The sequence below is a fragment of the Jiella avicenniae genome (assembly GCF_021390325.1).
GTDB classification, from domain to species: Bacteria; Pseudomonadota; Alphaproteobacteria; order Rhizobiales; family Rhizobiaceae; genus Jiella; species Jiella avicenniae.
This window is the reverse complement of sequence record NZ_JAJUWU010000008.1, coordinates 233,289-259,817: the sequence shown is the minus strand read 5'-3', so window position 1 is coordinate 259,817 and position 26,529 is coordinate 233,289. Positions and strand designations below refer to the sequence as shown.

Here is a 26,529-nt window from a genome sequence, read left to right as displayed (position 1 = left end):
CTGAAAAAGACGATCGATGTAAGCTTATCAGGCGTTGTGCGGAAGGTGAGAACCGCCTAGCGATCCTCGAAGGAAATCACTTGGGGAATCGCCGTGCATTCGTTGAATTTCATGAAGTATTGCTTTCCTGCGGCGATGATGTTGCTGGCCGGATGCGTCAGTCCCGTCGTCGACGAGACGGGACCGCTGAACGTTACCAGCGTGAGCGTCGTAACGGCGCCGACGGTCCAGTCCGAAACGGTGATCGGGCCGAAACTCCAGGCCGCGGTGAGCGAGACGATCGTCGGCAAAGACCCGGCGGGCAAACCTTCCACGGTCGCCATCAAGATCGAAAGCGTCTTCTACAAAAACGCCCTTCTCTCGGCGCTGGCCGGCAGCAGCAACTTCATCACCACCGAGGTGACGATCGCCGATCTGGCGGGCAATCCCCTGAAGGTTCTGCCGCTCAGCTATTCGCGGGATGCGGCGATCAACGGCGTGATCGGAGCGGCGATCTCGCTGCTGCAGGAAAAGGCGCTGGTGGACCAGCGGTTGGTCGAAGGCTACAGCCAGGAGATCCAAAAGCGGATCTACGGCCCGCCGGGTCACGTCCCGGCCGTGAAGGCGCAGCCTGCGAAGACCCCGGCCGCAGCGCCGCAGCCGGCCCCGGCGCCGACAGCAGCGCCGGCCGGCGTGCCGACCTCCTGAGGGTCCGGCGGCGGCGTCATGCCGCCAGCTTCGAGCCGGGCGTGCGCACGCAGGCGCGCCCGGACTGCTTGGCGGCGTAAAGCGCCGCATCCGCCGATCCGAGCAGCTCGTCGAGCGTCGCGAGGCGGTTCTCGGCGTCATAGGCGGAGGCGCCGATGCTCATCGTCAGCCTGCAGTCCGGCCCCATGCCGGGATTGCGGATGCGCGCGAGATCGACGGCCCGGACGATCCGCCTGGCGACGGCCACGGCTCCGGACAGATCGGTGTGCGGCAAGATGACCGCGAACTCCTCCCCGCCATACCGGGCGCAGACGTCGCACTCCCGGCGGGTCTGGGCACTGATCAGTTCGGCGATGCGCTTCAGGCAGTGATCGCCGGCGAGATGGCCGAGCGTGTCGTTATAGGCTTTGAAGTGATCGATATCGATCATCAGGAGCGCGAGGGGGCGATCCGTCGCGGTGGCGATCCGCCACTCGCCCTCGAGATACTCGTCGAACAGGCGGCGATTGGGAATACCCGTCAGCGAGTCCTGCCGGGCCAGGACCTCCAGCTTGTCCTGGGCTTCCTTCTGGATGGTGATGTCGCGCAGGGTTTCGACGACGGCGATGAGATTGCCGTCCTCGTCGTGGATCGGCCCGGCGTCGATGGCGAGATAGCGCAGCCCGCCGGCGATCGGCAGATGACACCAGTTCTCCGCCGAAAACACCTCGCGGTCGGGGTCGGGGGAACAGTCGACCGAGTAGAGCGAGGGGATCTGCGAAGCCCCGTGAGCGATGACGAGATCCGCCAGGCAGGGGCGCTTCTCGGTATAGAAGCCCGTCCAGTGACGCTTCGTCCCGATGACGTCCGACGCCGGAATGCCCGTCAGCCGTTCGCAGGACTTGTTCCAGATGATGACGCGGCCGGTTCGATCGAGGACGAAGGTCGGAACGACCAGATGCTCCATCAAGCGCACAGCGAAGTCGCTGTGGTGTTTCTTCGCCTTCATGAGAAAAAGGTCTCCCACCGCCTCGTTCTCAGGAAAGCAGACCTTCCATAACATTTATTTAATTGAAGGTTGTGAAGACGACGGGTGACGCACGGAAAACAAGCAATCGTGAAGTCAAGAGTCAGATCCCGGCAAACCATTCGTAGCCGCGATCCTCCCAATATCCACCATTTCCGCCGCCGTGACCGCTCAGATCGTCGATGACGACAATGGAACGGATATATTTTGCCATCTTGTAACCTAGTTGGCGCTCGACTCGGACCCTCAGAGGCGCGCCGTTCGCAACGGGGAGCGTCTCGCCATTCAGGCCGTAGGCGAGAATCGTCTGCGGATGAAGGGCATCGCGCAGATCGATCGACTCGTAATACTTCACCGGGCCGGTGAAGCCGTTCTCCATCGTGTCGAAGCATTCGAACAGCACGAATCGCGCGGTCGGCCCGACCCGGGCCTGTCGGAGCAGTGCGGCGAGGGGCACGCCCGTCCACTTGGCGATGCAGCTCCAGCCTTCGACGCAGTCGTGCCGGGTGATCTGCGTACGGCTCGGCATCGCCCGGAGCTCGTCGAGCGAGAGTTCGAGCGGCGTCTCCACCAGCCCCGAGATCTTCAGCCGATAATCGGCGAAATTCCGGCTCGCGAGGTCGCGGTAGTCGGCGTCCCGCGGATTGGTGGAACCGTTCGGTCGCTGCGGCTGGCGGATCTCGCTCTCGGCATATTCCCGGGCGAGGTCGTCGCTGCCGAGCAGCAGGCGCTGGGCGCGGTAGGTCAAAGAATTGGCCGTTTCGAGAACGTTGCGGACGCTCGAATCGCGATCGCCGAGCGGATCGAAACAGCCCGCGAGACTCGCGGTCGAGGCGAGAGTGGCGCCCGTAAGGAAGTGGCGGCGGGTGAGGGCGAGACGGGTCATGGACGCTTCTCCGCAGAGGTCCGGTACCAGCCGGTCACGATCGAGCGCAGCTCGTTGATCGGCCCGGCGAGCACGACCATCAGGATGTGGACGACGAAGAACAGAAGGAGGGCCAGCATGACGGCGAAGTGGATCGTCCGCGCGGTCTGCCGTCCGCCGAAGACGTCGAGGAGGATGGGAAACTTGGCGACGACGCCCGGCGACATGGTGAGGCCGGTGAGAATCATCAGCGGCAGGGCGACGAAGAGCACCCCGGCATAGGAGAGCTTCTGCAGGACGTTGTAGCGGCCGTCATGGACGAAGCGCAGGCGCAGATGGTCGGCGACGTCGCGCGGCAGGCGTTTCAGGTCCCGCCCGCTCGGCCACAATTCGCGCAGGTGGCCGTTGAACGCGCTGGCGAGGAGCCAGACGAACAGCGTCGCTACGAGGAGCCAGGCGAAGAAGAAGTGGACGATCCGGCCGGTCGCCAGATCGCGATATCCGGGGATCGTCAGCCAGCCCGGGAAAGCCTTGCGCGCCAAGCCGTCGCCCTGCGGGACGAGGCCCAGCCAGCCGGTGGTGTCGAAGCTCGCCCCGAAGAGGCTCGTCACGCCCCGCATCTCGCCGCCGACCTGCCGGGCGCCGATCGACAGGACGGTGTTGTCGAACCCGAAACCCGACTGCTGGCCGATGTAGAGATCGGGCCTCGCCATGAAGATCTGCAGCCCGGACAAGAGCATGAAGAACAGGCTGATCGCCCAGAGCCAATGGGTCAGCCGGGTGGCGAGGCGCTGGCGGTAGACGAGTGTTCCGCCGCCCTTCGGCACGTTTTCTCCCGATTCCTCGGCCTCGGTGAGCGTCACCATGATGGGTCTCCTGCGCAGCGTCGCGCCGGCTCGGCAAAGGCGTTCGGCCGGCATCGTTCCGAAGGATTCGCCGGCTCGGGCCGGAAGGTTTCATCCCGCTCTCTTCATCGTGAAGGCGGCTGGCCCGTCAGCCGCGTCAGGATCCGATGCAGAGCCTCGAGAAAACGGGCCCGGTCGGCGGCGGTGAAAGCCGCGTTGTAGCCTTTCGATTCGCCCGTCTCGCGCAGATGCTGGTTGAAGGCGCGCATCGACAGGGCGGAGCCGATGGTCGCTTCGGTGAACTCCCGCCCCGCCGGTCCGAGAGCCACCGCGCCCTTCTCCAGCGCCCGCGCGGCGAGGGGAATGTCGGCGGTGACGACCACGTCGCCGGCCTGGCAGTTCTCGACGATCCAGTCGTCGGCGACGTCCGGCCCGTCGGGGACGACCACGATGCGGGCCTGCGGATAGCGAGAAGGCCGGATGCCGCCATTCGAAACGATGACGACGGCGAGGTTCCGGCGGCTGGCGACGTCTACCGCCTCGTCCTTCACGGGACAGGCGTCGGCGTCCACGTAGAGGATGGTCATCGGCGAAATCCGTCGTGGTCCGGGTCGAGGCAGCTTTGCGGCAATTCTGGCTCCCGGTCAAAGATCCTTCCGCGCCACTCGCCTTGCGTGGAGGGATCGAGCCAAAAATTCGCGGCTATGCTGCGGATGCGAATTGCAGGATACTGCGCTTCGAAGGGGACCGAACCGATGACGAAAAGCCTGCACGTCGAAATTACCGGCCGGGTCCAGGGCGTGGGTTACCGCGCCTGGGCCGAAGAGGAGGCGGGCCGGCTCGGCCTGTCGGGCTGGGTGCGCAACCGCCGCTCGGGTGCTGTCGAAGCGATCCTCAGCGGTGACGAGACCGCCGTCGACGCGATGATCGAACGGTTGCGGGAGGGGCCGGCCTGCAGCAGCGTCAACGACGTGCGCGTGATCGACGAGGTGGAGGCCTATGACGGGCCCTTCGAGGTCCGTCCAACGGAGTGATGCGGGCGGGCGCGCTCGTGCCACTCCCGTCTTCGAGAAATGAAAAAGAGGACGAGGGTCACGGCGATCGCAATGGGCGGAAAGAGTGTCGGACCATAGTTCGCAACGGCGACCCATGTCGCACTTTGGATGACCGGCTGATCGAACAACCGGTCGAATACGCCGAGCCCGAACAACATTGGAAGGCCGACGGAAGCCACTGCGACGACGTTGGACAGAGTTCTAATCGACGATCCCTTCCGCATATCTCAAATCCCCGGTTCACTACCGCTCACAGATGGGACTTTTCCAAACGTCGACAAAATTCCCGTTGTACCGAGACCCGTCACGATGGCTTGCTGGATCGTCTTCGGATCAGTGAGAAGATAAACGACCAAGCCTCCCAGTGCACAGGACACCAAAATATCGAGAGTGAGGACGATCGGGTGGCGGGTGACGATATTGATCGCCCGGAAAACGGAAAACGGTTCGCGACCCTTGTTGCGATCGAGGACGAATAGCATGACGGCGCCCAGCAACACGTAGCTGTACATATGCTCAAGCATCAGCGTCAGCAACTTTCCTATCACCCGATCATCCTGCTCCACCTCGTCTTCCTCAGATTAACGCGAGGTTGCGTCGCCCGCAAATGCGCGCGTCTCTCCGAACACCGCCTCGAATTTCCGGCGCAGCAGGGCGTCGACCTCCGGCATCGAGACCAGGATGCCGAGATCGGCGAGGCTGGTCACCCCATGGCCGCGGATGCCGCAGGGAACGATGCCGGAAAAATGCGACAGGTCGGGATCGACGTTGAGCGAGATGCCGTGGAACGTCACCCAGCGGCGCACCCGGATGCCGATCGCCGCGATCTTGTCCTCGGCCGTGGTGCCGTCGAGGGCGATGGGGCGTTCGGGGCGCCGCACCCAGACGCCGACCCGGTCCTCCCGCCGCTCCCCGGCGACGTGGAACTCGGCGAGCGTCGCGATGATCCAGGCTTCCAGCGCGGCGACGAAGGCGCGGACGTCCTGGCGACGGCGCTTCAGGTCGAGCAGCACGTAGGCCACCCGCTGGCCGGGGCCGTGATAGGTGTACTGGCCGCCGCGGCCGGCGGAAAAGACGGGGAACCGCCGATCGAGGAGATCGCCGTCCTGCGCGCCGGTTCCCGCGGTGTAGAGCGGGGGATGCTCCAGAAGAATGACCGCCTCGTCGGCGCGACCGTCGGCGATGGCGCCGACCCGCGCCTCCATGGCCGCGAGCGCGTCCGGATAGGGCGTCAGACCGTCGAGCACGTGCCATTCGACCGGCGGGCTGCCCGGCTCCGCGAAAAACTCGTCGGTCGCCGCGCCGAGGCGCGGTGCGGGCGAGGGGGCGGCTTTCTGCGAATGAGAAGAATGAAAAGACGTCATCGGCTTCATATAGCGAATTGGCGGCCGGGCGAAACCGGCGTGGCAGGCGCAAAGCGGAAGGGACTCTGGCGCGCCGGCGCAAGAGGCGTGATTCCCGCTGGCAGGGCGGATGGAGACGAGATCCGCGGCCCAGGCCGTCGACCGCTCCCTGGGGTTTCCGGCTCCGCGGCAGGCCCGATCCCGGCATTTCGCTCGCTCCGCGGCAACCCTCGAGGCGTCGGCGAACGAATTCCACCCCTCCCGCCAAGTTAGCCCTTGTGCCGCCTGAAAAGTCTTGTTACACGCCCGCCACCGATGGCCGACGGCCTTCGGCAACACGGCGTGCGGTCGTGGCGGAATTGGTAGACGCGCAGCGTTGAGGTCGCTGTGGGGCAACCCGTGGAAGTTCGAGTCTTCTCGACCGCACCAGCTTTTTCCCAGCACTATTTCTCGACCAGACCGATGGGCGCGTGGCGCCGTGACCGGCGTTGTGCCGGTCGCCGGCCGGGCAATGGCAGCGCTCTTGGTTCGCGTTCGGCGGAAGATCGGGGCGGCGATGCCGGCCGTCGATTTGCCGACTCGTCCGCTCTCTCCTGGAACTCGTGACGCGAGACGAAAGGGCCGGCGCATGGCCAGCCCTTGCTTGACGGCAGTCGTCTGCGTCGGCGGTCAGCCTTCCGCGGCCGGCGCCATGCCGAGCGCCTGGAGATAGAGGTCGAGGATCGCTTCCTGTTCGTTGCGCTCGTCGGCGTCCTGCTTGCGCAGCGAGATGACCCGGCGCAGCACCTTGGTGTCGAAGCCGTTGCCCTTCGCCTCGGCATAGACGTCCTTGATGTCGTCCGAGATCGTCTTCTTTTCCTCTTCGAGACGCTCGATCCGCTCGACGAAGGAGCGGAGCTGATCCTGCGCGACTCCGTTGACGTCAGACATGTGGCACTCCGTGTTCATGGACCTTGTTCGGTCGCCAGCCTTTAAAGGGCTTTCCTAAGGCTTTCGTTACCATGGCGTCGACGCCGGAACGAACCGGCGCGCCCGACGGTGGATGTGGAAAGCGAGGACGAAGGCCGTTGCCGTGGCCGCGCCGGCCACTGCCGGAGCGCGGCGCTCGGCGTCAGTGGTCCTTCGGCGCATTCGCCGCGAAGGCCCGGCTCGCTTCGGCCGAGGCCTCGCGCTGGTGCTTTTGCCGCCACTCGTCATAGGGCATGCCGTAGACGATCTCGCGCGATTCCTCCTTGCTGATCGCGATCCCGTCGTCTTCGGCCGCCTCGCGGTACCAGTTCGACAGGCAGTTGCGGCAGAAGCCGGCGAGATTCATCAGGTCGATGTTCTGCACGTCGGTGCGCTCGCGCAGATGGTCGCGGAGCCGGCGAAAGGCGGCGGCTTCGAGGGCGATACGCTGGTCTTCGGACAGTTCCTGCATGTCCCGTCTCCATTTCTCACGAGTTAGGCCTGATATCGGCCTTCGGGCGGCCCGCATCAACACTCTGCTGCAAGGCCGAGCAGGGCGGTCGCCGGCGCGGCGCGAGAGCCGGAGTCCGGCCGGCTTTGCCGCGGCATCGCAAGCGGCGTATGTGGGGTGCGGCTGCAAAACCCGCTTCACCGAATCGCCGGAACCGTTCGCGTCGATGAGACCTCACCAAACCCCATCGCCCGGCGCAAGGCTGGCCATCGCCCCGGACGAGACGGCGGCGGTCGCCGTCGTCGACGCGGCCATGGCCCGGCCGGTGATGACGGCAGGCGTGGCGCTGGGGCTCCTGATGCTCGGCGCGGCGGCGATGGGAATTTCGCCGGTCTTCGTCAGGCAGGCCGAGGTCGGGCCCTTCGCCAGCGCCTTCTGGCGGGTCTTCGGCTCCCTGCCGCTGCTCGCCTTGTGGGCGTTGGCCGAAGGGCGCATGCAGCGGCGGCGTCCGGCAGCGGGGCGAATGCGGGTCGATCTCAGGGTGCTCGGACTCGCCGGGCTGTTCTTCGCCGGCGACCTCGCCTTCTGGCATCTCGCCATCCTCCACACGACGATCGCCAACGCGACCTTCTTCGCCTGTCTCGCACCGCTCTGGGTGGCGTTGCTCTCCCGGGTGACGATCGGCGAGGCGGTCGGCCGCAAGACCTGGGCCGGGCTGGCGATCTGCATTCCGGGCGCCGGACTCTTGATCCTGCAATCCAGCACCGGGGCCGGCTCGCTCCTCGGCGATGGATTCGGCCTCGCCACCTCGCTGTTCTTCGGGCTGTATTTCCTTGCCGTCCGGAAGGCCCGCGGTGGGCTGGGGGCCGGCATGACGACGCTCGTCTCCAGCCTCGTCACCGCGGTGATCCTCCTGCCGATCGTGCTGTTCGCCGGGGAGGGGCTGTTGCCGGACACCTCCGCCGGCGCACTCAACCTCGCCGCACTCGGCCTCGTCAGCCATGCCGGAGGCCAGGGGCTTCTGTCGATCGCGCTCGGCGTGCTATCGGCTTCCTTCTCGTCGCTGGTCATCTTCGTCGAAGCCGTGGCGGCAGCGCTGTTCGCCTGGATCTTCGCGGGCGAGACGCCGCAACCGGCGCAGATCGCCGGGGGATGCATCATCTTGACCGGTATTTTCCTGGCGCGGCCGGGGCGCGCCGCGCCGGCGTCGTCACGGCGTGATAGAGATGACGACACAGGCGCTTCCGGCCGTTGACAGAGCCTGACGCAACGCAAAAACTGCGGATTGAGAGTTGATCGATTTCAGGACATTCCACATGAAGCTTGCTGGCGTCATCGCAGCGCTGCCGAAGCCCCTTCGCCTGGCCTTTCTGGCCGCCGCCGGTTTCATGCTGAGCGCACCCCTGACGGCTGTCGGGGCGCGGGCGGACTTTCGGGTGTGCAACGGCACCCAGTCGCTCGTCGGCGTTTCGATCGGCTACCGGGTCGAGGCCGGCTGGACCACCGAAGGCTGGTGGCGGATTCCGGCGACGACGTGCAAGTCGATCATCGAAGGGCCGCTCTCCTCGCGCTACTACTACGTCTATGCCGAGGACGCCGACGGCCGCAGCCGCTGGGCCGGGCCGATCGATCTCTGCATCGCCGAGAACGAATTCAAGATCACCGGACGCAAGGATTGCCTCAAGCGCGGCTATCAGCGCATGGGGTTCCGGGAATACGACACCGGGGAGCAGGCGAGCTGGATGGTACAGCTCACCGAGGCCCCGCGAAGCGAATCGGGGAATCAATGAGACGCAACCGTAGGGTCAAGATCCTCGCGACCTTGGGGCCGGCCTCCTCGTCCGAGGAGATGATCCGCAAGCTGCACGAGGCGGGGGCCGACGTCTTCCGCATCAATATGAGCCATGCCGACCACGATCTGATGCGGGAGCTCGTCCAGCGCATCCGAAACGTCGAGACCGAAGTCGGCCGGCCGATCGGCATTCTCGCCGACCTGCAGGGGCCGAAGCTGAGGGTCGGCAAGTTCGCCGAGGGCAAGGTGGCGCTGACGGTCGGCCAGACCTTCACCCTCGACGACAATCCGGAACCCGGCGACGCGACGCGCGTGCAGCTGCCGCATCCGGAGATCCTGGAGGCGGTCGAGGTCGGTCACCGGCTGCTCATCGACGACGGGCGGCTGCAGCTCGAATGCGTCGCCACGGACAAGCGTCACATCGAATGCAAGGTGTTGGCCGGCGACAAGATTTCCGACCGCAAGGGCGTCTCCCTGCCGGACACGACGCTCGCCACCGGCGCCCTGACCGACAAGGACCGGAAAGACCTCGACGCGGTTCTCGCCGCCGACGTCGACTGGGTGGCGCTGTCCTTCATCCAGCGGCCGGACGATCTCGCCGAGGCGCGCAAGATCGCTCGCGGCCGGGCGTTCCTGTTGTCGAAGATCGAGAAGCCCCAGGCGGTCGAACGGCTCGACGAGATCATCGAACTGTCCGACGCCATCATGGTGGCGCGCGGCGATCTCGGCGTCGAACTGCCGCTGGAAGCCGTGCCGGGCATCCAGAAGCGCATCACCAGAGCCTGCCGCAAGGCCGGCAAGCCGGTGGTCGTCGCGACGCAGATGCTGGAATCGATGATCGCCGCGCCGGTGCCGACGCGGGCCGAGGTCTCGGACGTTTCCATCGCCGTCTTCGAGGGCGCGGACGCGATCATGCTTTCGGCCGAATCGGCGGCGGGCGACTATCCGGTCGATGCGGTCGCGACGATGGATCGCATCGCTCAATGGGTGGAGAAGGACCCGCTCTATCCGGGGATCATCTTCGCCCAGCGCCCCGAGCCGGAGGCGACCGGAGCCGACGCCGTTTCGCTCGCCGCGCGGCAGATGGCCGAAACGCTCGGCGTCGCGGCGATCGTCACCTACACCGCCACCGGCACCACGGGCCTTCGCACGGCGCGCGAGCGGCCGCAGATCCCGATCGTCGCGCTGTCGCCGGTGCTCGGCACCGCACGGCGCCTGTCGCTGGTCTGGGGGCTGCACTGCGTCGTCACCGAGGACGCCCAGGACCTCGACGACATGGTCAACCGCGCTTGCCGGATCGCCGTCGAGCAGAAATATGCCAAGTCCGGCGACCGCGTCATCATCACCGCCGGCGTGCCGCTGCGGACGCCGGGTGCGACGAACCTGTTGCGGATGGCCTATATCGGCTCGGACGGGCTTTCGGCGGTGTAGGCTCGGGTTGATCGCGTTCGGTGTCAGCTCGACAAAGCATCTGTGACGTCTGATTTTACAGTCGCTCACCTCACCGCGTCGTCATCCTCGGGCTTGTCCCGAGGATCTACTGCGGGTCGATGTCGGGCGCTTCGCGGTTGAAGCAGACATTCTGCGAACATTCTGTCGTTGAACCGGCAGTAGATCCTCGGAACAAGCCCGAGGATGACGCAATTTCAGCGGTTTCCGAAACTTTTTTGACGAGGCGGGGCTTCGAGTCGCATCAGTGGCTCTCGGAGCGGGTTTCCTTGCAACGCGAGAAACGAGGCCTCTCCCAAAACGAAAACGGGCGGCCCGAAGGCCGCCCGCTCGATGTGTGGGACGTGAGGTCCGCGTTCAGTTCGAGGACGTGGTGTCGCTCTCGGCGGCCGCGCGGGCTTCTTCGAGCCAGCCGTTCCAGGTGTCCTGATGACCCTTGATCCACGCCTCGGTGTGGCGCTCGATGTCGGATTCGGAATCCTCGCCGTTCTGGATGAGAAGATTCTCGGCGCTGATGTCGTTGGCCGGGAGCTTCATGATCGAGAAGAGCTTCGCCGCCGCCGGGTTGGCGTCGGTGAATTCCTTGTTGGCGGCGATCTTCTGGACATTGACCTCGAAACCGTAGTTCGAGCCGTCCGGCAGCGCGGTATCGACGCCGCTGCGCGAGCCGGGGAGGGCGGATTTCGGCACGTTGAGCCAGGTGACGTCCTTGCCCGGAACCAGCACGCCGGAAACCCAGTAGGGCGTCCAGGTGTAGTACAGGATCGGCTGGCCGTCCTTGTAGCGCGAGATGGTGTCGGCGATGATCGCCGAGTAGGAGCCCTGGTTGTGGGTCACCGTGTCGCGCAGCTCGAAGGCATCGAGCTGATGCTCGATCACCTTCTCGCAGCCCCAGCCGGGCGTGCAGCCGGTGAGATCCGCCTTGCCGTCGCCATCCGTGTCGAACAGCTTGGCGATCTCGGGATCCTTGAGCTGGCCGAGGTTGGTGATGTCGTGCTCTTCGGCCGTCTTCTTGTCGATCAGGTAGCCCTGGAGCGCGTTGTCGGAATAGACGCCTTCCCGGAAGAGCTTGTCCTCGCCGCCGGCTTCCGCGAAGAAGTCCGCATGCAGCGGATCCCAGCTGTCGGCGAGGAAGGTCCCGTCCCCGTTGGCGACGGCGACATAGGCCGTGGCGTATTCCAGCTCCTTGATGTCGTTGACCTCGTAGCCGAGTTCCTCGAGCGCCTTCATCACCAGCATGGTCTGGAAGGTTTCGCCGGCGAGCGAGGACTTCAGCGGGGTCACGGTGACGCCCTTGCCCGGCATCTCCTGCGCGGTGGCGGCGCCGGCGGCAAGAATCGCTGCGATGCCGGCCGAAGCTGCGAGCGCCCGAAGTGCGCTTTTCCGGATCGGTTTGGTCATGCTCGATCTCCTGTCTGTTGGTTGGGTTCACTGGGAATGGCGCCGGACGGATTCCGTGCGCCGGAAGATGCGGACAGGCGCGGGGCGCCCGTCCGCCATGCGGGGGTCAGGCCTCTTCGGCCCTCGTCGCGGCAGCCCTGCTCGTCCGGCCGTTGCGACCGAGAAACCGGGTCGCGAAGCCGATCGGTCCGGTGGCATACCAGGCGACGTTGCCGCGATCGCGGCGTGACACGCCGAGCGACTGGGTCATCCGGTCGATGATGATCGCCAGGATGACGATGCCGAGGCCGCCGACCGTGGCGAGGCCCATGTCGAGCCGGCCGATCCCGCGCAGCACCATCTGGCCGAGGCCGCCGACGGCGATCATCGACGCGATGACGACCATGGACAGCGCCAGCATCAGCGTCTGGTTGAGGCCCGCCATGATGGTCGGCATCGCGATGGGCAGCTGCACCTTGTAGAGCAGCTGGCTCTTCGAAGCGCCGAAGGCGCGCGCCGCCTCGATCAGGTCCGCCGGCACCTGGCGGATGCCGAGATTGGTCAGACGGACGAGCGGCGGCAGGGCGAAGATGATGGTGACGACGACACCGGGCACGTTGCCGATGCCGAACAGCATGACGATCGGCACGAGATAGACGAAGGCCGGGGTCGTCTGCATGGCGTCGAGAATGGGCCGCACGACGCCCGCGACCCGGTCGTTGCGGGCGATCCAGATGCCGAGAGGCAGGCCGACGACGGCGCAGAAGAAGACGGCCGTGATGACCAGCGACAGCGTCACCATCGCCTGGCTCCAGGCGCCGATGAGACCGACGAAGGTCATCGCCACGACGGCGCCGACGGCAAGCCGGGGACCGGCGAGCTGCCAGGCGAGCAGGCCGATGAAGGCCAGCATGAGGAGTTGCGGCGTCCCGAGCAGGAGCGCGTCGACCCAGGAGAGGACGCCGTCGATCGGCCAGCGGATCGCCTGGAAGACCGGCCGGAACTGCGACACGACCCAATCGAGGAAATGTTCGACCCAGACCTGCAGCGGGATCACCGAATGGTCGAAGGGATGCAGCGGATCGAAATGCTGCACCGGCGCGGGCGCGGCATTGCTCAGCCAGTCCGGCGTCGCCGCGGCATCGGCGCCGTCGGCGGCGGGAGCTTCTGCGGTGCCCGCCGCGTCAGCGCCGGAACCGCCGCCGCCCCATGGATTGGGCGCCGCGGCGCCGCTGCCGGCCGCAGCGTCGGGGGCAGGGGCGGCCGCGCCTGCGCCGGCCGCTCCGTCCGCATTGCCGGCGTCCGAGGAGGAGCCGCCGCCCGTGGCCCATGGATTGGAAGCTTGGGCGAGCAGCATCGGCTCGCCGTGATCGGCCGTTTCGATCGCCGTCCTGGTCATTGCATCCGTCAGAAGATCAGTCATGGGCGGCCTCCCCGCGGTCGAGCGCCTGCAGCAGCCGGCTGCGCGATACGACGCCGAGATAGCGGCCGTCGGCGTCGACGACCGGCAGCCCGCAGGGCGCCTGGGCGACCGGTCCGATGATCTCGCCGACCGTGGCGTCGGCCTTCAGCGGCTCGACACCGGGCAGAAAGGCCGTCTGCATGCTGGCATTCTCGCGCCGCAGCGCCGCCTCCAGCGAGGCGATCGAGACGACGCCGTGAAACTGCTGGCGGGCGTCGAGGACATAGGCGAATTCGCGATCCGCTTCGTTGATGCGCTTCAGCGCGCCCCGCAGATTGTCGTCGCGTTCGTAGACGGTGACCTGTTTCCTGGCGGCGATGTCGCCGGCGGTGATGATGTTGGAGACGTCGACGCCGCGGAAGAAGGAGCGGACGTAGTCGTCGGCGGGATTGTTCAGGATCTCGTCGGGCGTTCCGACCTGGACGACGCGGCCACCCTCCATGATGGCGATGCGGTCGCCGATGCGCATGGCCTCGTCGAGATCGTGGGAGATGAAGACGATGGTCCGCCGCTGCTCGGCCTGGAGTTCGAGGAGCTCGTCCTGCATTTCCGAGCGGATCAGCGGATCGAGGGCACTGAAGGCCTCGTCCATCAACAGGATGGACGGATCGTTGGCGAGCGCCCGGGCGAGGCCGACGCGCTGCTGCATGCCGCCGGACAGCTCGTTCGGATAGGAACTGCCATAGGGGCCGAGGCCGACCTGATCGAGCGCCGCCCTGGCCCGCTTCTCGCGGGTCGGCACGTCGACGCCGGAAAGCTCGAGGCCGAAGGCGGCGTTCTGGAGCACCGTCAGATGCGGCAGCAGCGCGAAGGACTGGAACACCATCGCCACGTGCTTGCGCCGGAACTCCATCAGTTCCTTATCGGACATCTTGGCGATGTCCGCGTCCTTGACGATGATTTCACCGGCCGACGGCGCGATCAGCCGGTTGAGCATGCGCACGAGGGTGGACTTGCCGGAGCCCGAAAGGCCCATGACGACGAAGATTTCGCCTTCCCTGACGTCGAAACTGGCGTCGGAAACGCCAAGCATCATGCCGGTTTCGGCGAATATCTGGTTCTTGTCCTTACCGGAGCGATAGAGTTCGATCGCGTCCTGTGGGCGATCGCCAAAAACTTTGAAGAGGTTGCGAACAGTGAGCGCGTTCGTTTCACTCAAATCGACGGCCTCGATCTCGACGATGGGATGCGGCGGAAATCTCTACGGAACGGGATGATCATGGTCGTTGTCTATGAAATTATGGCGGTGCTGTCGAGTCTCGCGCCCCGCGGCAGATTACCTTCGTGGAGGGTGGTGTCGGCGCGCGAGCGCGGGGCCTCCGCGCAGAAAGGCCCGGCGCGAGGGCGCCGAGCCTTGGTTCGTCCGGCTCCGAAAAAGACCGGAGCGGATAGGGGCATGCTCAGTTCGACGAGGCGTTGCTGCCGTCGTTCGTGGTCGAGCCGGTATTCGTGGTGTCGTCGCTGTTTGACGACATGCCGGTCGAACCCGACTGGCCGCTCTGGGACGTCTGACGCTGGGAGCCCATGACGCGACCGCTGGTATCGATCATCATCACGACCCTTTCGCCGTCCGGCGTGGTCGCCCCCACGAGATAGGCGGCGTCCATGATCGCGGCGTCCTCATAACCGGCGGACTTCAGCGCGCTCAGGACCTTCTTCTGGGATGCCACCATGTCCTCGGCCGACATGTTGCTCGCGCCGGACGTCGCATTCGCACCCGAAGTGGTGGTGCCGGCGTTCCCGGACTTGTTCATCGTCTTGGTCTGCTGGCTCGTCCCAGCGTTCGAGCCGGAATTGCTCGACTGTGCGAGCGCCGGCGCGGCGGTGAATGCAAGAATCGTCGTGGCGAGAATCGTCTTTTTCATAATATTTCCTCCAATCGTTGCTGCGACACGTCTGTGCGCGTCACTCGAGAAGGACAATCCGCACTTTCGGCAATCGTTCCGATCGGGACGTTACGAAAACATTACCATCCCTTAGCCACCGAAGCGCCGCTCCCGGCACCATGACCGTGCTGCCGATGATGGCTGCCTCGCGGCTCGTGAGGGGCGCTGAGGGCGTTTGCGCGCTGGCGCCGAGCCGCGCTGCGCGCCCCGCGGAGAGACGCCTCGCGTCACGAAGCCGAGGCGGTGCGGCCCTAGTCCGGGGAAAGGGCGCGAGGGCAGCGGCCGGCCCATCGCAGGGAGGGTCTCAGATGACCGGGCCGGTGATCTCGTCGGCCAGACGGCCCGCGGCGTCCTGTGCGGACTTCAGCGCCGGATAGACGGCGAGCACCCGCATGTAGGTGTCGAACGCCTTTTCCTTCTCGTCGAGGCGCTCCAGGATCATCGCCAGACCCATGAGCGCACCCCAGTGACGCGGCTCGCGCGCCAGGGTCTGCTCGATGTCGGCGAGCGATTTGCCCCAGCGGTCCATCGCGAAGTTCAGCGTCGCGCGGCGGTTCCAGGCCTCGGCATAAGCGGGATCGAGCACCAGCGTCTGGTCGAGGACGTCCATCGCGGCGGCGTTGTCCTTCTTGCCCATCGCCGTGGCCGCGCGCTGCATCAGGAGGTCGATGGTGGCGCTGCCCGACCGGCGCCATTCCCGCTCGATCCGCCCGGCGATCCGGCCGGCCTTGGCGCCGTCGGGCTGCTTGCGCAGTTCCGAGAACAGCCGGTCGATCTTCTCCTCGCGGCTCTCGTCGGGCCTGACCGCATCCTCGGCCTGATCGACCGGGGCCGCATCGGGCTCGTCCTCGGCGCTCGGCGCGCTGCCGAAAGCGTCCGGCGTCTCGTCGGGCGATTCGTCCGGCGGCGGGACGATCATCGGGGAATTCTCGTCACCCGGCGGGGGAAGGACGTTGGGCGCCCCATCGTCTCCCGGTCCTTCCCCCGGGGGCGTCAGCATCGGCGGGGCGCTCTCCTGCGCCGTGGCCGGCACGGCCGGTGCGAGGACGAGGGTCAGGGCGACGGCGAAAGACGAGGTGATCCGCATCTGGCGAGGTTCGTTCATCGTCTTGCCGCTGTCAATTCGACGATGTCGTGAGGTCTAAAATACGAAAACCCGCCCGGGACGGATCCGCGGGCGGGTCTGAGATCTGGCAAGTCTCGCGCGCCCGGCGACGAGCCGGGGCTGCGGCTTCAGCCCTGGCGGGCCTTGAAGCGCGGCGCTTCCTTGTTGATGATGTAGATGCGCCCCTTGCGGCGAACCATGCGGTTGGCGCGATGGCGGGACTTGAGGGCCTTCAGGGAATTCTTGATCTTCATGACTTCACCGGATCGATCGTCGCGACGATCGGGTCCTTCCGCTCCGCCGCATGATGAAAGGCGCACCGTTCGGGGTGCGCCAGGATGGATGCGAGATAGCCAGAAGACGGCGGGTTGTCAATCTCGACCGACCGCATTTCGCGCCGTCACGCCCGGTCGGCGCGGGGCGTGACGCGGGTGACGTGGCCCATCTTGCGGCCGCGGCGTGCCTCCGCCTTGCCGTAGAGGTGGAGCAGGCTGCGCGGTTCGGCGACGAGGCCGGCGAAGCGGCCGACGTCGTCGCCGATGAGGTTTTCCATCACGCAGTCGAAGTGGCGCTCGGGGCTTGCCAGCGGCAGGCCGGCGACGGCGCGCACATGCTGCTCGAACTGCGAGGCGAGGCAGGCGGCCTCGGTCCAGTGCCCGGAATTGTGGACCCGGGGCGCGATCTCGTTGACGAGCAGCGCGCCGTCCCGGGAGACGAAGAACTCGACGCCGATGACGCCGACATAGTCGAGCTTCGCCAGGATCGTCGCGGCGATCTCGCCGGCGGCCTCGGCGAGCGCCGGCGTGACCTTCCCCGGCACCGTCGACGTCTTCAGGATGCCGAGGCTGTGGACGTTCTCGGCCGGATCGAAGGCGGCGATCTCGCCGCTGCGGCCGCGGGCGGCGACGACCGACATCTCGAAGCTGAAGGGCACCTTCTTTTCGAGGATGGCTGGAACGCTGCCGATCGCTTCGAAGGCGTCCGTGAAGGTGGTCTCTGCGCTGATCCGGGCCTGGCCCTTGCCGTCGTAGCCGAAGCGCCGGGTCTTCAGGATGCAGTCTCCGCCGAGGTCGAGGAGGGCGTGACCGAGCTCGTCGGCCCTGTCGATCGCCCGCCACTCGGCGGTGGCGACGCCGATGCCGTTGAGAAACGCCTTCTCGACCACCCGGTCCTGGGAGACTTCGAGCGCCTCGGCGGAAGGGAAGAGCGGCGTCTGCCCGAGGGCCTGCCGCAGCGGCTCGACGGCGACGTTCTCGAATTCGTAGGTGACGACGTCCGACAGCGAGGCGAGGCGTTTCAGGCAGGCCTCGTCGTCATAGGGGCCGACGACGGTGGTGTTCGCGACCTGACTCGCCGGGCAGGCCGAATCGGGATCGAGTACGGCGATCTTGTAGCCGAACCGTGCGGCGGCCATCGCCAGCATGCGGCCGAGCTGGCCTCCGCCGACGATGCCGATGGTGGAGCCCGGCTTCAGCGGCAATGGGCTCACGGCTCGTCCCTCGGCGTCTCTTCGACCGCAGCGGTCTGGGCGGCGCGATAGGCATCGAGTCTTTCGGCCAGCGCTTCGTCCGACAGCGCCAGGACCGAGGCCGCGAGCAGCGCCGCGTTGACCGCGCCGGCCCGGCCGATGGCCAGCGTTCCGACCGGGATGCCGGCCGGCATCTGGACGATCGAGAGGAGGCTGTCCTTGCCGGAGAGAGCCCGGCTTTCCACCGGCACGCCGAACACCGGCAGCGGCGTCATCGCCGCGGTCATGCCGGGCAGGTGAGCCGCGCCGCCGGCCCCGGCGATGATCACCCTGAAGCCTTCCGCGCGCGCGCCCGCGGCGAAGCGATAGAGCCGCTCGGGCGTCCGGTGGGCCGAGACGATGCGGGCCTGATGGCCGATGCCGAGCCGTTCCAGCGTCTCGGCGGCATTCTTCATCACCGGCCAGTCCGACTGGCTGCCCATGATGATCGCGACGGGGGTGGTGGAAGCCATGCTCACGCGATGATGTCCGGAATGATCTGATCCTCGAGGTCCTGCAGCCGGTCCTTGATGGCGAGCTTCTTCTTCTTCATGCGCTGCACGCGCAGGCGGTCGCAACCCATCGCTTCCATCGCGTTGACCGCCGCATCGAAATCCGCATGTTCCTGGCGCAGCCTCGCCACTTCGAGCCTGAGGCCCGCCTGCTCCTGTTCCCCCATCTGTTTCCTTTCGAGACACTTCGTCGCGGGGCCGAACGGCTCCCGCGAGGAAGCTCTTGCCACACCGTCACGATTTGTAAACCGACCAAGTGCGTGACCCGGCGGAATCTTGCTTCCTCGTTCGACAGTACCAAAGTTCTATGACACGCTCGCCGGGTTTCAGTCACGGCTGAAGTTTGGCGTGCCGGACCCCAACCCTCGAAGGGAGATGCCCATGTCCTTGAACACCCACATCACGACGCTGGAGCAGCGCCATTCTGCCCTCGATCAGGAGATTACGGCAGCGATGGTCTCGAAGCCAGCCATGAGCGATGCGGAACTCGGGGAGATGAAGCGCAAGAAGCTGAAGCTCAAGGAGGAGATCGAGCGGCTGAGGCGCGAAGAGCACTAGTCGGGAAAAACGGTCGAGGGGACGCGCGAACGGCGGCCCGGCGACCGTACTGCCGAACGTGGCGCCAGCCACGTTCGGATCGCGGGGGTCCTTCGGGGCCCATTTTTTTTGCCCCCGGCTCGCGGCCGGATCACTCGCCGGTCATCTTCCGCAAGACATATTTCTGGATCTTGCCGGTCGAGGTCTTCGGCACCTCGGCAAAGCGGATCTCCTTCGGGCATTTGAAGCGGGCGAGCTTTTCCCGGCAGTGGGCGATCAGCTCTTCCTCGGTGGCCTTGCGGCCGGGCTTCAGTTCGACGAAGGCGAGGGGAACTTCGCCCCATTTCTCGTCGTGCCTGGCCACCACCGCCGCCGTCTGCACCGCCGGATGCTGGTAGAGGGCGTTCTCCACCTCGATCGAGGAGATGTTCTCACCGCCGGAGATGATGATGTCCTTCGCCCGGTCCTTCAGCTCGATGTAGCCGTCCTCGTGGCAGACGCCGAGATCGCCGGAATGGAACCAGCCGCCGCGAAACGCCTCGGCCGAGGCCTCGGGGTTCTTCAGATAGCCGCGCATGACGATATTGCCGCGGAACATCACCTCGCCGATGGTCTCGCCGTCGGCCGGCACCCTCTGCATCGTCTCGGCGTCCATCACCGCGAGATCCTCGAGCGCCGGATAGCGCACCCCCTGGCGGGCCTTCCTCGCCGCCTGGGCCGGCCCGTCGAGTTCGTCCCATTCCGCCTTCCAGGCGTTGACCACTGCCGGGCCGTAGGTCTCGGTCAGGCCGTAGAGATGATTGACCGCGAAACCGGCCTCGCGCATCCCGGCCAGCACCGACTGGGGCGGCGGAGCCGCGGCCGTGTTGAAGGTGACGATGTGGCTGAAGTCGCGCTTGTCGCTCTCCTCGGCGTTCACCAGCGTCGCCATGACGATCGGCGCGCCGCACAGATGCGTCACGCCATGGTCGGCGATGGCGTCGTACATCGCCTTCGGCCGAACCCATCTGAGGCACACATGGGTGCCGGCCTGCAGAGCCAGCGTCCAGGGAAAGCACCAGCCGTTGCAGTGGAACATCGGCAGGGTCCAGAGATAGACCGGATGGCCGGTCATGCCCGCCGCGACGATGTTGGCATAGCCCATCAGCGCGGCGCCGCGATGGTGGTAGACGACGCCCTTCGGATTGCCGGTGGTGCCGGAGGTGTAGTTCAGCGAGATCGCGTCCCACTCCTCGCCCGGCATCTGCCAGTCGAACTCCGGATCGCCCTCGGCCAGCAGAGCCTCCCACTCCAGGCTGCCGATCGCGTCGCCCTTCTTCGCCGGCGCGTCTTCGGGAAAGTCCGGATCGTCGTAGTCGACGACGAGGGGCGAAACGCGCGCCTTCTCCAGCGCCGCGGCCATGACGGCGGAGAACTCGCGATCGACGACGACGACCTTCGCTTCGGAATGGTCGAGCTGGAAGGCGATGATCTCGGCGTCGAGGCGGGTGTTGATCGACAGGAGGACGGCGCCGGCCATCGGCACGCCGTGATGGGCCTCGAGCATCGCCGGCGTGTTGGAGAGCATCACCGCGACCGTGTCGCCGCGGCCGATTCCCCGCCGCGACAGCGCCGAGGCGAGCCGGCGGGAGCGGGCGTAGAACTCCCGATAGCTGCGGCGCAGCGAGCCGTGGACGATGGCGATGCGCTCGGGATGGATCTGCGCGGCCCGGGACAGATGGCTGAGAGGCGTCAGCGGTTGGTAGTTCGCAGCGTTGCGATCGAGATGTTCGTCATAGATGCCCATCAGGTCCTCCCGTCGTCCCGTCCGTCGGTCTCTGCCGACTTCGCTCCCATGGCGCACCCTCAGAGCAGCGCCGTCACACCGTCATAGACGAGTTTCAGCCCGATCGGCAGCAGCAGCCAGTAGATGATGCGATAAAACAGGCCGGTGTCCGTTCTCCTGACCAGCCAGACGCCGGCCAGCGTCGCGACGGGGGCGATCGGCAGCAGCGCGGCGGAGGTGGCGAGGTTTTCGTGGGAGAACTGGCCGAGCAGGAAATAGGGTATCAGCTTCATGGCGTTGACGGCGGCGAAGAAGATCACCGACGTGCCGGCGAAGACCTGCGGCGCGATCCGCAAGGGGACAACGTACACCTGGAAGGGCGGTCCGCCGGCATGGCTGACGAAGCTGGCGAAGCCGGCGGCCGCTCCCCAGAAGGCGCCCTTCAGCGGCTGCTGGGGCCGAGCGGCGCGGGCCTGCCGCTGGCCGAGGAGCCAGTTGGCGAGGAACCACAGTGCCAGAAGGCCGATCATCGCCCGGATGGCGTCCTCGGAAACCGAACTGGCGGTGAGATAGCCGGCGAGGACGCCGAGCGCCGCCGCCGGCAGCATGGTCAGGACGACGCCGCGATCGAAGCGGCCGCGCCAGGCGTAGAGGCCGATCACGTCCATCACCACGAGGATCGGCAGGAGCACGCCGGCGGCCGTGACCGGATCGACGGCGATCGCCATCAGAGGGACGCCGACCAGCGCCCCGGTGCCGCCGAAGCCGCCCTTCGACAGGCCGATCAGGACCACCGCCGGAATGGCGACGACATAGAACAACGGGTCGGTGATCACGGAAACGCGAGGTCCTTCTCCTGCGACCGCCTTAGGCTCGCGGCCATTTCTGCGCAAGAGCGGTCCGCAACCCGGATGCGAAGCCTGCCTTTCCCGCGGCGCGTCGGCCACGCATGTCGAAGCCAATAAAAGCAAACGTTATCGGTTCACTGCCGTTGTTATTTCATTCTTTGCATGAACTTTATTCGGCGGCGCGGCCGGCGGTCGAACGTCGAGAGTGCGCCGCGGCGTCCGCTCGCGGCGGGCAAGGCCGTCGCGGGCGGCCTTCACACTCCCGTCCGACTGGAGTATCGACGAGACACCATGATTTCCGATCCCATCCGCCCCCGGCTCGTGCTCGTCACGACACCGCTCACCGACGCCGACGCCGAAACGAAGACGCGCGCCGCGCTCGCTGGCGGCGACGTCGCCTCCGTGCTGATCGATCCGGCCGGCCGCGACGCTGCCGCGTTCCAGGCCTTCGCCGAAAGGCTCGTGCCGCTGATCCAGGCGGCCGGCGCCGCGGCGATCGTCGTCGACGACACGCGCGCTGCCGGGCGGGCGAAGGCCGACGGCCTGCACCTTTCGGACGGCGACCTCGAGGCCCTCGGCGAAGCCGTCTCGCGGCACCAGCCGCGCCTGATCGTCGGCGCGTCGGGCTTCGAGACCCGGCACGAGGCGCTGGAGGCCGGCGAGCGCATGCCCGACTACCTGATGTTCGGCCGCTTCGGCGGCGATGCGGAGGCAGCCCCCCATCCGAAGAGCCTGGCGCTGGCCGAATGGTGGGCGGAGATCGTCGAGATCCCGTGCATCCTCCTCGGCGGCAGCGACCTCGCGACGCTCGATGCGGCGGCGGAAACGGGGGCCGAGTTCGTCGCCCTGTCGCGCGCCGTGTTCGGCGCCGAGGCCGATCCCGAGGCTGCCGTCCGGACCGCCAACGCGACGTTCGACGCCTTCTTCGAACGGATCTCGCAATGATGAGCGCGGCGAGGACAAGCCCGGCAGGCCGCGAGGAGGGACCGAAGCGTCGCTCTGTCGGGCTCGCCGCGGCCGGCCTTCTCGCGGTGGTCCTTGCCGGCGGCGGGGCAGGGCTGCCGGTGGCCCATGCGGCCGGTGATGCCGTTGCGACGCCCTTAGAACGGCCCGAGCGGGGAGAGGCCGAGGGCAGTGGCAGGCGCACCGCACAGACCGGCGAGGCGAGCGATGCCGCGGGAGGTTCGAAGGATCCCGTCGAGGCTCCGGCCGGCGACGCGGCGAAGGCCGCACCGGGGCCGACGAAGACCGATCTCGCCTACGGTGCCTTCCAGCGCGGCTACTACCTGACCGCCGTCGAGCTCGCCGAGCCGCTCGCCAATCTCGGCGACCCGGCGGCGCAGACCCTGCTCGGCGAGATCTATTCGCGCGGGCTCGGCGTCAAGCGCAACCCCAAGGAGGCGGCGCGCTGGTACAAGGCGGCGGCGAGCGCCGGCAATTCCGAGGCGCAGTTCCGCTATGCGATGATGCTGATCGAGGGCTCGGCGGTCAAACAGGACGAGGCGCAGGCGCGCGACCTGATGAAGGCGGCGGCCGAGGCGGGGCTGCCGCTCGCCGAATACAACTTCGCCCAGATGCTGATCGAGACCTCGCCGGCCGGCGGCTTCGCCGAGGCGGCCCGCTATTTCCAAAAGGCCGCCAGCGCCGGCGTGGCCGAGGCGCAATATGCAATGTCGCAGCTCTATGCGAACGGCCGGGGCGTCACCGCCGACCCCGCCAGGGCGCGGGCCTTCCTGCACGCCGCGGCGCTGAACGGCTTCACGATCGCCCAGATCGAATACGGGATCTGGCTGATCAACGGCAAGGGCGGGCCGGCCAAGCCCGAGGAAGGCTTCCGCTTCCTCAGGTACGCCGCCGACCTCGGCAACGCGATCGCCATCAACCGCGTCGCCCATCTCTACAAGGACGGGATCGGCACCGAACCGGACCTTGCGGCGGCGGCGAAATGGGCGGTTCTCGCCAAGCGGATGAAGAACAGCGACGCCGTCCTCGACGATTTCTTCCGCGGCCTCGACGCCGACGCGCAGAAGGCGGCGCTGGAGGCGGCCAACCGCTTTCGGACCGGTTGAAAGGCCGCGCCTGCCACCACGGCTTGAACGGGACCGGGATTTATGGTCTTGAGCGCCGACCGGAGGCGGGAGCAGCGAGCGGCGAACGCCGGCACCAGCGACGGTGCATGGCGACGAAGCGCCACCGCGCCCCAGAAGCCTTGTGAAGATTTGCGGCCGGCGACGACGTCGCGGCCGAACGCGAACCAGACGAATTCGAGAGATCCCATGAAGATCAACGGCAACGAAATCCGGCCCGGCAACGTCATCGAGCACAATGGCGGCCTCTGGGTGGCGGTCAAGACGGCGCATGTGAAGCCCGGCAAGGGCGGCGCCTTCGCCCAGGTCGAACTGAAGAACCTGATCGACGGCACCAAGCTGAACGAGCGCTTCCGCGCCGCCGAGACCGTCGAGCGGATCCGGCTCGAGCAGAAGGACTATCAGTTCCTCTATGCCGAGGGCGAGATGCTGGTTTTCATGGATTCGGAGACCTTCGAGCAACTCGAACTGCAGCAGGACTTCGTCGGCGAGCGCTCGGCCTTCCTGCAGGACGGCATGACGGTGACGGTGGAAAGCCACGAGGAGCGGCCGATCGGCATCAAGCTGCCAGATCAGGTGGTTCTCACCATCGTCGAGGCCGACCCGGTGGTGAAGGGCCAGACGGCGACCTCCTCCTACAAGCCGGCGGTGATGGAAAACGGCGTGCGCGTCATGGTGCCGCCCTTCATCGAGGCGGGCGAGAAGATCCTCGTCGACACCAACGAAATCACCTATCTGCGCCGCGCCGACTGAGGGCCGGCCCCGAGGGGGCCGGCGGGCCCTATGCCCCCGGCCGCATTGGCACATATCCTGAAAGGTCAAGATGGCCCGTTCCGCGCTGCTCAACGTCATGACGCAGGCCGCCATGATGGCCGGCCGCTCGCTGATCCGCGACTTCGGCGAGGTGCAGAACCTGCAGGTCTCGGTGAAGGGACCCGCCGATTTCGTCTCGAACGCCGACCACCGGGCCGAAGAGGTGGTCTTCCGTGAACTGTCGCGCGCCCGGCCCGACTGGGGCTTCCTGATGGAGGAGCGCGGCACGGTCGAGGGCAAGGACCCGCAGCACCGCTGGATCGTCGATCCTCTGGACGGCACCACCAACTTCCTCCACGGCATCCCGAACTTCGCCGTCTCGATCGCCCTCGAGCGCGACGGGCAGATCGTCGCCGGCGTGGTGTTCAACCCGGCGCAGGACGAGCTCTTCGTCGCCGAAAAGGGCGGCGGCGCCTTCGTCAACGATCGCCGCATCCGCGTCTCGGCTCGAAGCCGGCTGCCGGAGGCGCTGTTCGGCGCCGGAGCACCCTTCCTCGGCCGCGGCGACCATGCCGGCTATCTCTACGAGCTGCGCCAGGTCATGGCGGAGTCGGCGGGCATTCGCCGGATGGGTGCTGCCTCGCTCGACCTCGCCTATGTCGCGGCCGGCCGGTTCGACGGTTTCTGGGAACGCGCCCTGAAGCCGTGGGACGTCGCTGCCGGCGCGATCCTGGTTCGCGAGGCCGGCGGCTTCGTCACCGACGTCGACGGCGGCAAGTTCGATCACGTCACCGGCGACGTCGCCTGCGGCAACGAGCAGATCCACAAGGCGCTCGTCGGGCTGCTCGGCGAGGCGACCAGGAAGCGGGCCGCCGCACGGGCCGGCGACACGGCAGCCGCCGGCGAAAAATGAGCGGGGCGGGAACCGGCCGCTGACCGGCGCGGCAAGGGTCGCCCCATGGCGCTGCTTCACGGATCATTTCGGCCGCTGACGTTTCCATTCCGGACGATCTTCACTATGGTTTTCCGTGCTGGATCCGTGATCGCCCGTCAGAATCGGTTCCAGTCGTGGCGCGGCCGCGCCCGATCGGGGCGCAGCCGGCGTGACGATGGATTTCCTTTGGCGGGCCAAAGAGTTGAGTGAAAGATCCGATGCAGGTCTTCGACGCGCCGACTGAAAAGACGGGAAGACCGGTCGACTTCGATCCGAACCGGCTGTCGAGCCCGCTCGTCTTTCTCTGGTCGATGCTCGTCTTCCTGGCGCTGGCCGGCTTCGTCGCGGCGATCCTCGGTCGGCAGATCTCCTCCGCCTTCGTCACCAATCCCGGCCTCAACGGCCTGATCCTCGGCGTGCTCGGCGTCGGCATCCTGCTGGCGCTCGTCCAGGTGATCCGGCTGTCGCGGGAAGTCCGATGGGTCAACGCCTATCGCGACGGCTCGGCGGATTTCGAAAAGCTGCGCGATCCGGTGCTGCTCGCGCCGATGCGGGCGCTGATCGGACGGCGGCGTTCGGTCTCGCTGTCGACCATGTCGATGCGCTCGATCCTCGATTCGATCGCGACGCGGCTCGACGAGACGCGCGACATCGCCCGCTATCTCATCGGGCTGCTGGTCTTCCTCGGCCTTCTCGGCACGTTCTGGGGCCTGTTGCGCACCATCGGTTCGATCGGCACGACGATCCAGGGGCTCGATCCGGGCGGCGGCGACACCAACGCGGTCCTGAATTCGCTGAAGGCCGGCCTTTCGGCGCCGCTCTCCGGCATGGGCACGGCGTTCTCCTCCTCGCTGTTCGGCCTGTCGGGCTCGCTCGTCCTCGGCTTTCTCGACCTGCAGATCGGCCGGGCGCAGAACCGCTTCTACACCGAACTCGAGAACTGGCTCTCCTCGATCACCGACGTCGGCTCCGACATGCTTCTGCCGGCTTCGCCGGTGAAGGATGGCGGCGATGGAACCGAAGAACTGCGGATGCTGTCCGACCGGCTGAACAAGATGATCAGCGACCAGAGCGCCAGCCCCCGCACCAGCGCGGCGATGGCCAATCTCGCCGAGAGCATCCAGGGCCTCGTCCAGCACATGCGCTCCGAGCAGCAGCTCTTGCGCGACTTCGTCGAGGGGCAGGCGGAAGAGCAGCGGGAGCTGCGGATCGTGCTCGACAGGCTCGCCGGCCACATCGGCCACGACCGGCCGTCGCTGAGCGGAGGGGCCGGGGCGGACAGAAAGCCGCGGTCCGACCAGGAGAGCTGACG

30 protein-coding genes and 1 tRNA gene are annotated in these 26,529 nt (G+C 66.8%); 12 read left to right on the top strand and 19 right to left on the bottom strand.

What is annotated here, in order from left to right; translation table 11 throughout:
• Positions 1-93 precede the first annotated feature (93 nt).
• Complete coding sequence (locus LZD57_RS10225; RefSeq protein WP_233719503.1) at positions 94-687, top strand: hypothetical protein; 594 nt, start codon at positions 94-96, stop codon at positions 685-687.
• Between the two features lie 16 nt (positions 688-703).
• On the opposite strand, the gene LZD57_RS10220 is transcribed toward LZD57_RS10225, so the two are convergent.
• The 4 genes from LZD57_RS10220 to LZD57_RS10205 form a co-directional block, all read right to left on the bottom strand.
• Positions 704-1,675 (bottom strand): sensor domain-containing diguanylate cyclase, encoded by a 972-nt coding sequence (locus LZD57_RS10220; protein ID WP_233719502.1) that lies wholly within the window; start codon positions 1,673-1,675, stop codon positions 704-706.
• A gap of 121 nt (positions 1,676-1,796) precedes the next feature.
• Positions 1,797-2,579, bottom strand: coding sequence for a molybdopterin-dependent oxidoreductase (locus tag LZD57_RS10215; protein ID WP_233719501.1), 783 nt, complete (start codon positions 2,577-2,579; stop codon positions 1,797-1,799).
• Positions 2,576-3,424: a cytochrome b/b6 domain-containing protein gene (locus LZD57_RS10210; protein WP_233719500.1), complete on the bottom strand. Its 849-nt coding sequence runs from the start codon at positions 3,422-3,424 to the stop codon at positions 2,576-2,578. The genes LZD57_RS10215 and LZD57_RS10210 overlap by 4 nt, the downstream gene beginning before the upstream one ends.
• Positions 3,425-3,528: 104 nt before the next feature.
• Positions 3,529-3,990: a YaiI/YqxD family protein gene (locus LZD57_RS10205; RefSeq protein WP_233719499.1), complete on the bottom strand. Its 462-nt coding sequence runs from the start codon at positions 3,988-3,990 to the stop codon at positions 3,529-3,531.
• A gap of 168 nt (positions 3,991-4,158) precedes the next feature.
• Between LZD57_RS10205 and LZD57_RS10200 the strand changes: the two genes are divergently transcribed.
• Complete coding sequence (locus LZD57_RS10200; protein ID WP_233719498.1) at positions 4,159-4,437, top strand: acylphosphatase; 279 nt, start codon at positions 4,159-4,161, stop codon at positions 4,435-4,437.
• Positions 4,438-4,685: 248 nt separating this feature from the next.
• On the opposite strand, the gene LZD57_RS10195 is transcribed toward LZD57_RS10200, so the two are convergent.
• Complete coding sequence (locus tag LZD57_RS10195; RefSeq protein ID WP_233719497.1) at positions 4,686-5,024, bottom strand: hypothetical protein; 339 nt, start codon at positions 5,022-5,024, stop codon at positions 4,686-4,688.
• A gap of 15 nt (positions 5,025-5,039) precedes the next feature.
• A complete protein-coding gene (gene lipB / locus LZD57_RS10190) occupies positions 5,040-5,822 on the bottom strand; it encodes a lipoyl(octanoyl) transferase LipB (RefSeq protein ID WP_233719496.1) in 783 nt (260 codons plus the stop codon).
• A gap of 323 nt (positions 5,823-6,145) precedes the next feature.
• Between lipB and LZD57_RS10185 the strand changes: the two genes are divergently transcribed.
• Positions 6,146-6,230 (top strand) — tRNA-Leu (locus tag LZD57_RS10185).
• 240 nt (positions 6,231-6,470) lie between these two features.
• Here the strand turns inward: LZD57_RS10185 and LZD57_RS10180 are convergent.
• Together LZD57_RS10180 and LZD57_RS10175 are read right to left on the bottom strand one after the other, a co-directional pair.
• Positions 6,471-6,731, bottom strand: a complete 261-nt coding sequence (locus tag LZD57_RS10180; RefSeq protein WP_233719495.1) for a DUF2312 domain-containing protein — start codon at positions 6,729-6,731, stop codon at positions 6,471-6,473.
• A 181-nt stretch (positions 6,732-6,912) separates the two neighbouring features.
• A complete protein-coding gene (locus tag LZD57_RS10175) occupies positions 6,913-7,221 on the bottom strand; it encodes a DUF1244 domain-containing protein (protein WP_233719494.1) in 309 nt (102 codons plus the stop codon).
• A gap of 205 nt (positions 7,222-7,426) precedes the next feature.
• Here LZD57_RS10175 and LZD57_RS10170 point away from each other — a divergent pair, with 205 nt between their 5' ends.
• The 3 genes from LZD57_RS10170 to pyk all read left to right on the top strand — a co-directional run bounded on the left by LZD57_RS10170 (position 7,427) and on the right by pyk (position 10,423).
• On the top strand, positions 7,427-8,455 hold the full coding sequence (locus tag LZD57_RS10170) for a DMT family transporter (RefSeq protein ID WP_233719493.1): 1,029 nt from the start codon (positions 7,427-7,429) through the stop codon (positions 8,453-8,455).
• A 61-nt stretch (positions 8,456-8,516) separates the two neighbouring features.
• The gene (locus LZD57_RS10165) at positions 8,517-8,990 is read left to right on the top strand and encodes a DUF1036 domain-containing protein (RefSeq protein WP_420844785.1); all 474 of its coding nucleotides are present in this window, start codon (positions 8,517-8,519) and stop codon (positions 8,988-8,990) included.
• Positions 8,987-10,423 carry a pyruvate kinase gene (gene pyk / locus LZD57_RS10160; protein WP_233719492.1) on the top strand — a complete coding sequence of 479 codons (1,437 nt, stop codon included), beginning with the start codon at positions 8,987-8,989 and terminating at the stop codon, positions 10,421-10,423. The genes LZD57_RS10165 and pyk overlap by 4 nt, the downstream gene beginning before the upstream one ends.
• 375 nt (positions 10,424-10,798) lie before the next feature.
• Here the strand turns inward: pyk and proX are convergent, their stop codons facing one another.
• The 9 genes from proX to LZD57_RS10115 form a co-directional block, all read right to left on the bottom strand.
• Positions 10,799-11,842 (bottom strand): glycine betaine/L-proline ABC transporter substrate-binding protein ProX, encoded by a 1,044-nt coding sequence (proX, locus tag LZD57_RS10155; RefSeq protein ID WP_233719491.1) that lies wholly within the window; start codon positions 11,840-11,842, stop codon positions 10,799-10,801.
• Positions 11,843-11,948: 106 nt separating this feature from the next.
• Entirely contained in the window at positions 11,949-13,244 is a 1,296-nt protein-coding gene (gene proW / locus LZD57_RS10150) for a glycine betaine/L-proline ABC transporter permease ProW (RefSeq protein WP_255699887.1), read from the bottom strand.
• Positions 13,237-14,442: a glycine betaine/L-proline ABC transporter ATP-binding protein ProV gene (proV, locus tag LZD57_RS10145; protein WP_233719490.1), complete on the bottom strand. Its 1,206-nt coding sequence runs from the start codon at positions 14,440-14,442 to the stop codon at positions 13,237-13,239. Before proV ends, proW begins: the two co-directional genes overlap by 8 nt.
• Positions 14,443-14,683: 241 nt before the next feature.
• Positions 14,684-15,148 (bottom strand): hypothetical protein, encoded by a 465-nt coding sequence (locus tag LZD57_RS10140; RefSeq protein ID WP_233719489.1) that lies wholly within the window; start codon positions 15,146-15,148, stop codon positions 14,684-14,686.
• 325 nt (positions 15,149-15,473) lie between these two features.
• Positions 15,474-16,274: a tetratricopeptide repeat protein gene (locus LZD57_RS10135; RefSeq protein WP_233719488.1), complete on the bottom strand. Its 801-nt coding sequence runs from the start codon at positions 16,272-16,274 to the stop codon at positions 15,474-15,476.
• 128 nt (positions 16,275-16,402) lie between these two features.
• Positions 16,403-16,528, bottom strand: a complete 126-nt coding sequence (gene ykgO, locus LZD57_RS10130) for a type B 50S ribosomal protein L36 (RefSeq protein ID WP_084411784.1) — start codon at positions 16,526-16,528, stop codon at positions 16,403-16,405.
• 146 nt (positions 16,529-16,674) lie between these two features.
• Positions 16,675-17,754 (bottom strand): 5-(carboxyamino)imidazole ribonucleotide synthase, encoded by a 1,080-nt coding sequence (locus LZD57_RS10125; protein WP_233719533.1) that lies wholly within the window; start codon positions 17,752-17,754, stop codon positions 16,675-16,677.
• A 5-nt stretch (positions 17,755-17,759) separates the two neighbouring features.
• Positions 17,760-18,254: a 5-(carboxyamino)imidazole ribonucleotide mutase gene (purE, locus tag LZD57_RS10120; RefSeq protein ID WP_233719487.1), complete on the bottom strand. Its 495-nt coding sequence runs from the start codon at positions 18,252-18,254 to the stop codon at positions 17,760-17,762.
• A gap of 2 nt (positions 18,255-18,256) precedes the next feature.
• Positions 18,257-18,460 carry a YdcH family protein gene (locus LZD57_RS10115; protein WP_233719486.1) on the bottom strand — a complete coding sequence of 68 codons (204 nt, stop codon included), beginning with the start codon at positions 18,458-18,460 and terminating at the stop codon, positions 18,257-18,259.
• Positions 18,461-18,674: 214 nt separating this feature from the next.
• Here LZD57_RS10115 and LZD57_RS10110 point away from each other — a divergent pair, with 214 nt between their 5' ends.
• A complete protein-coding gene (locus tag LZD57_RS10110; RefSeq protein WP_233719485.1) occupies positions 18,675-18,851 on the top strand; it encodes a DUF465 domain-containing protein in 177 nt (58 codons plus the stop codon).
• Between the two features lie 130 nt (positions 18,852-18,981).
• On the opposite strand, the gene LZD57_RS10105 is transcribed toward LZD57_RS10110, so the two are convergent.
• Entirely contained in the window at positions 18,982-20,616 is a 1,635-nt protein-coding gene (locus LZD57_RS10105; protein WP_233719484.1) for an acyl-CoA synthetase, read from the bottom strand.
• A 59-nt stretch (positions 20,617-20,675) separates the two neighbouring features.
• The gene (locus tag LZD57_RS10100; RefSeq protein ID WP_233719483.1) at positions 20,676-21,431 is read right to left on the bottom strand and encodes a sulfite exporter TauE/SafE family protein; all 756 of its coding nucleotides are present in this window, start codon (positions 21,429-21,431) and stop codon (positions 20,676-20,678) included.
• 303 nt (positions 21,432-21,734) lie between these two features.
• On the opposite strand from LZD57_RS10100, the gene LZD57_RS10095 reads away from it, so the two are divergent.
• The 5 genes from LZD57_RS10095 (at position 21,735) to LZD57_RS10075 (ending at position 26,527) form a co-directional block, all read left to right on the top strand.
• Positions 21,735-22,388 (top strand): thiamine phosphate synthase, encoded by a 654-nt coding sequence (locus LZD57_RS10095; protein ID WP_233719482.1) that lies wholly within the window; start codon positions 21,735-21,737, stop codon positions 22,386-22,388.
• Positions 22,388-23,512: a tetratricopeptide repeat protein gene (locus LZD57_RS10090; protein WP_233719481.1), complete on the top strand. Its 1,125-nt coding sequence runs from the start codon at positions 22,388-22,390 to the stop codon at positions 23,510-23,512. Before LZD57_RS10095 ends, LZD57_RS10090 begins: the two co-directional genes overlap by 1 nt.
• A 207-nt stretch (positions 23,513-23,719) precedes the next feature.
• Complete coding sequence (efp, locus tag LZD57_RS10085) at positions 23,720-24,283, top strand: elongation factor P (RefSeq protein WP_233719480.1); 564 nt, start codon at positions 23,720-23,722, stop codon at positions 24,281-24,283.
• A 70-nt stretch (positions 24,284-24,353) separates the two neighbouring features.
• A complete protein-coding gene (locus tag LZD57_RS10080) occupies positions 24,354-25,196 on the top strand; it encodes an inositol monophosphatase family protein (RefSeq protein ID WP_233719479.1) in 843 nt (280 codons plus the stop codon).
• Between the two features lie 239 nt (positions 25,197-25,435).
• Positions 25,436-26,527, top strand: a complete 1,092-nt coding sequence (locus LZD57_RS10075; protein WP_233719532.1) for a MotA/TolQ/ExbB proton channel family protein — start codon at positions 25,436-25,438, stop codon at positions 26,525-26,527.
• Positions 26,528-26,529 lie beyond the last annotated feature (2 nt).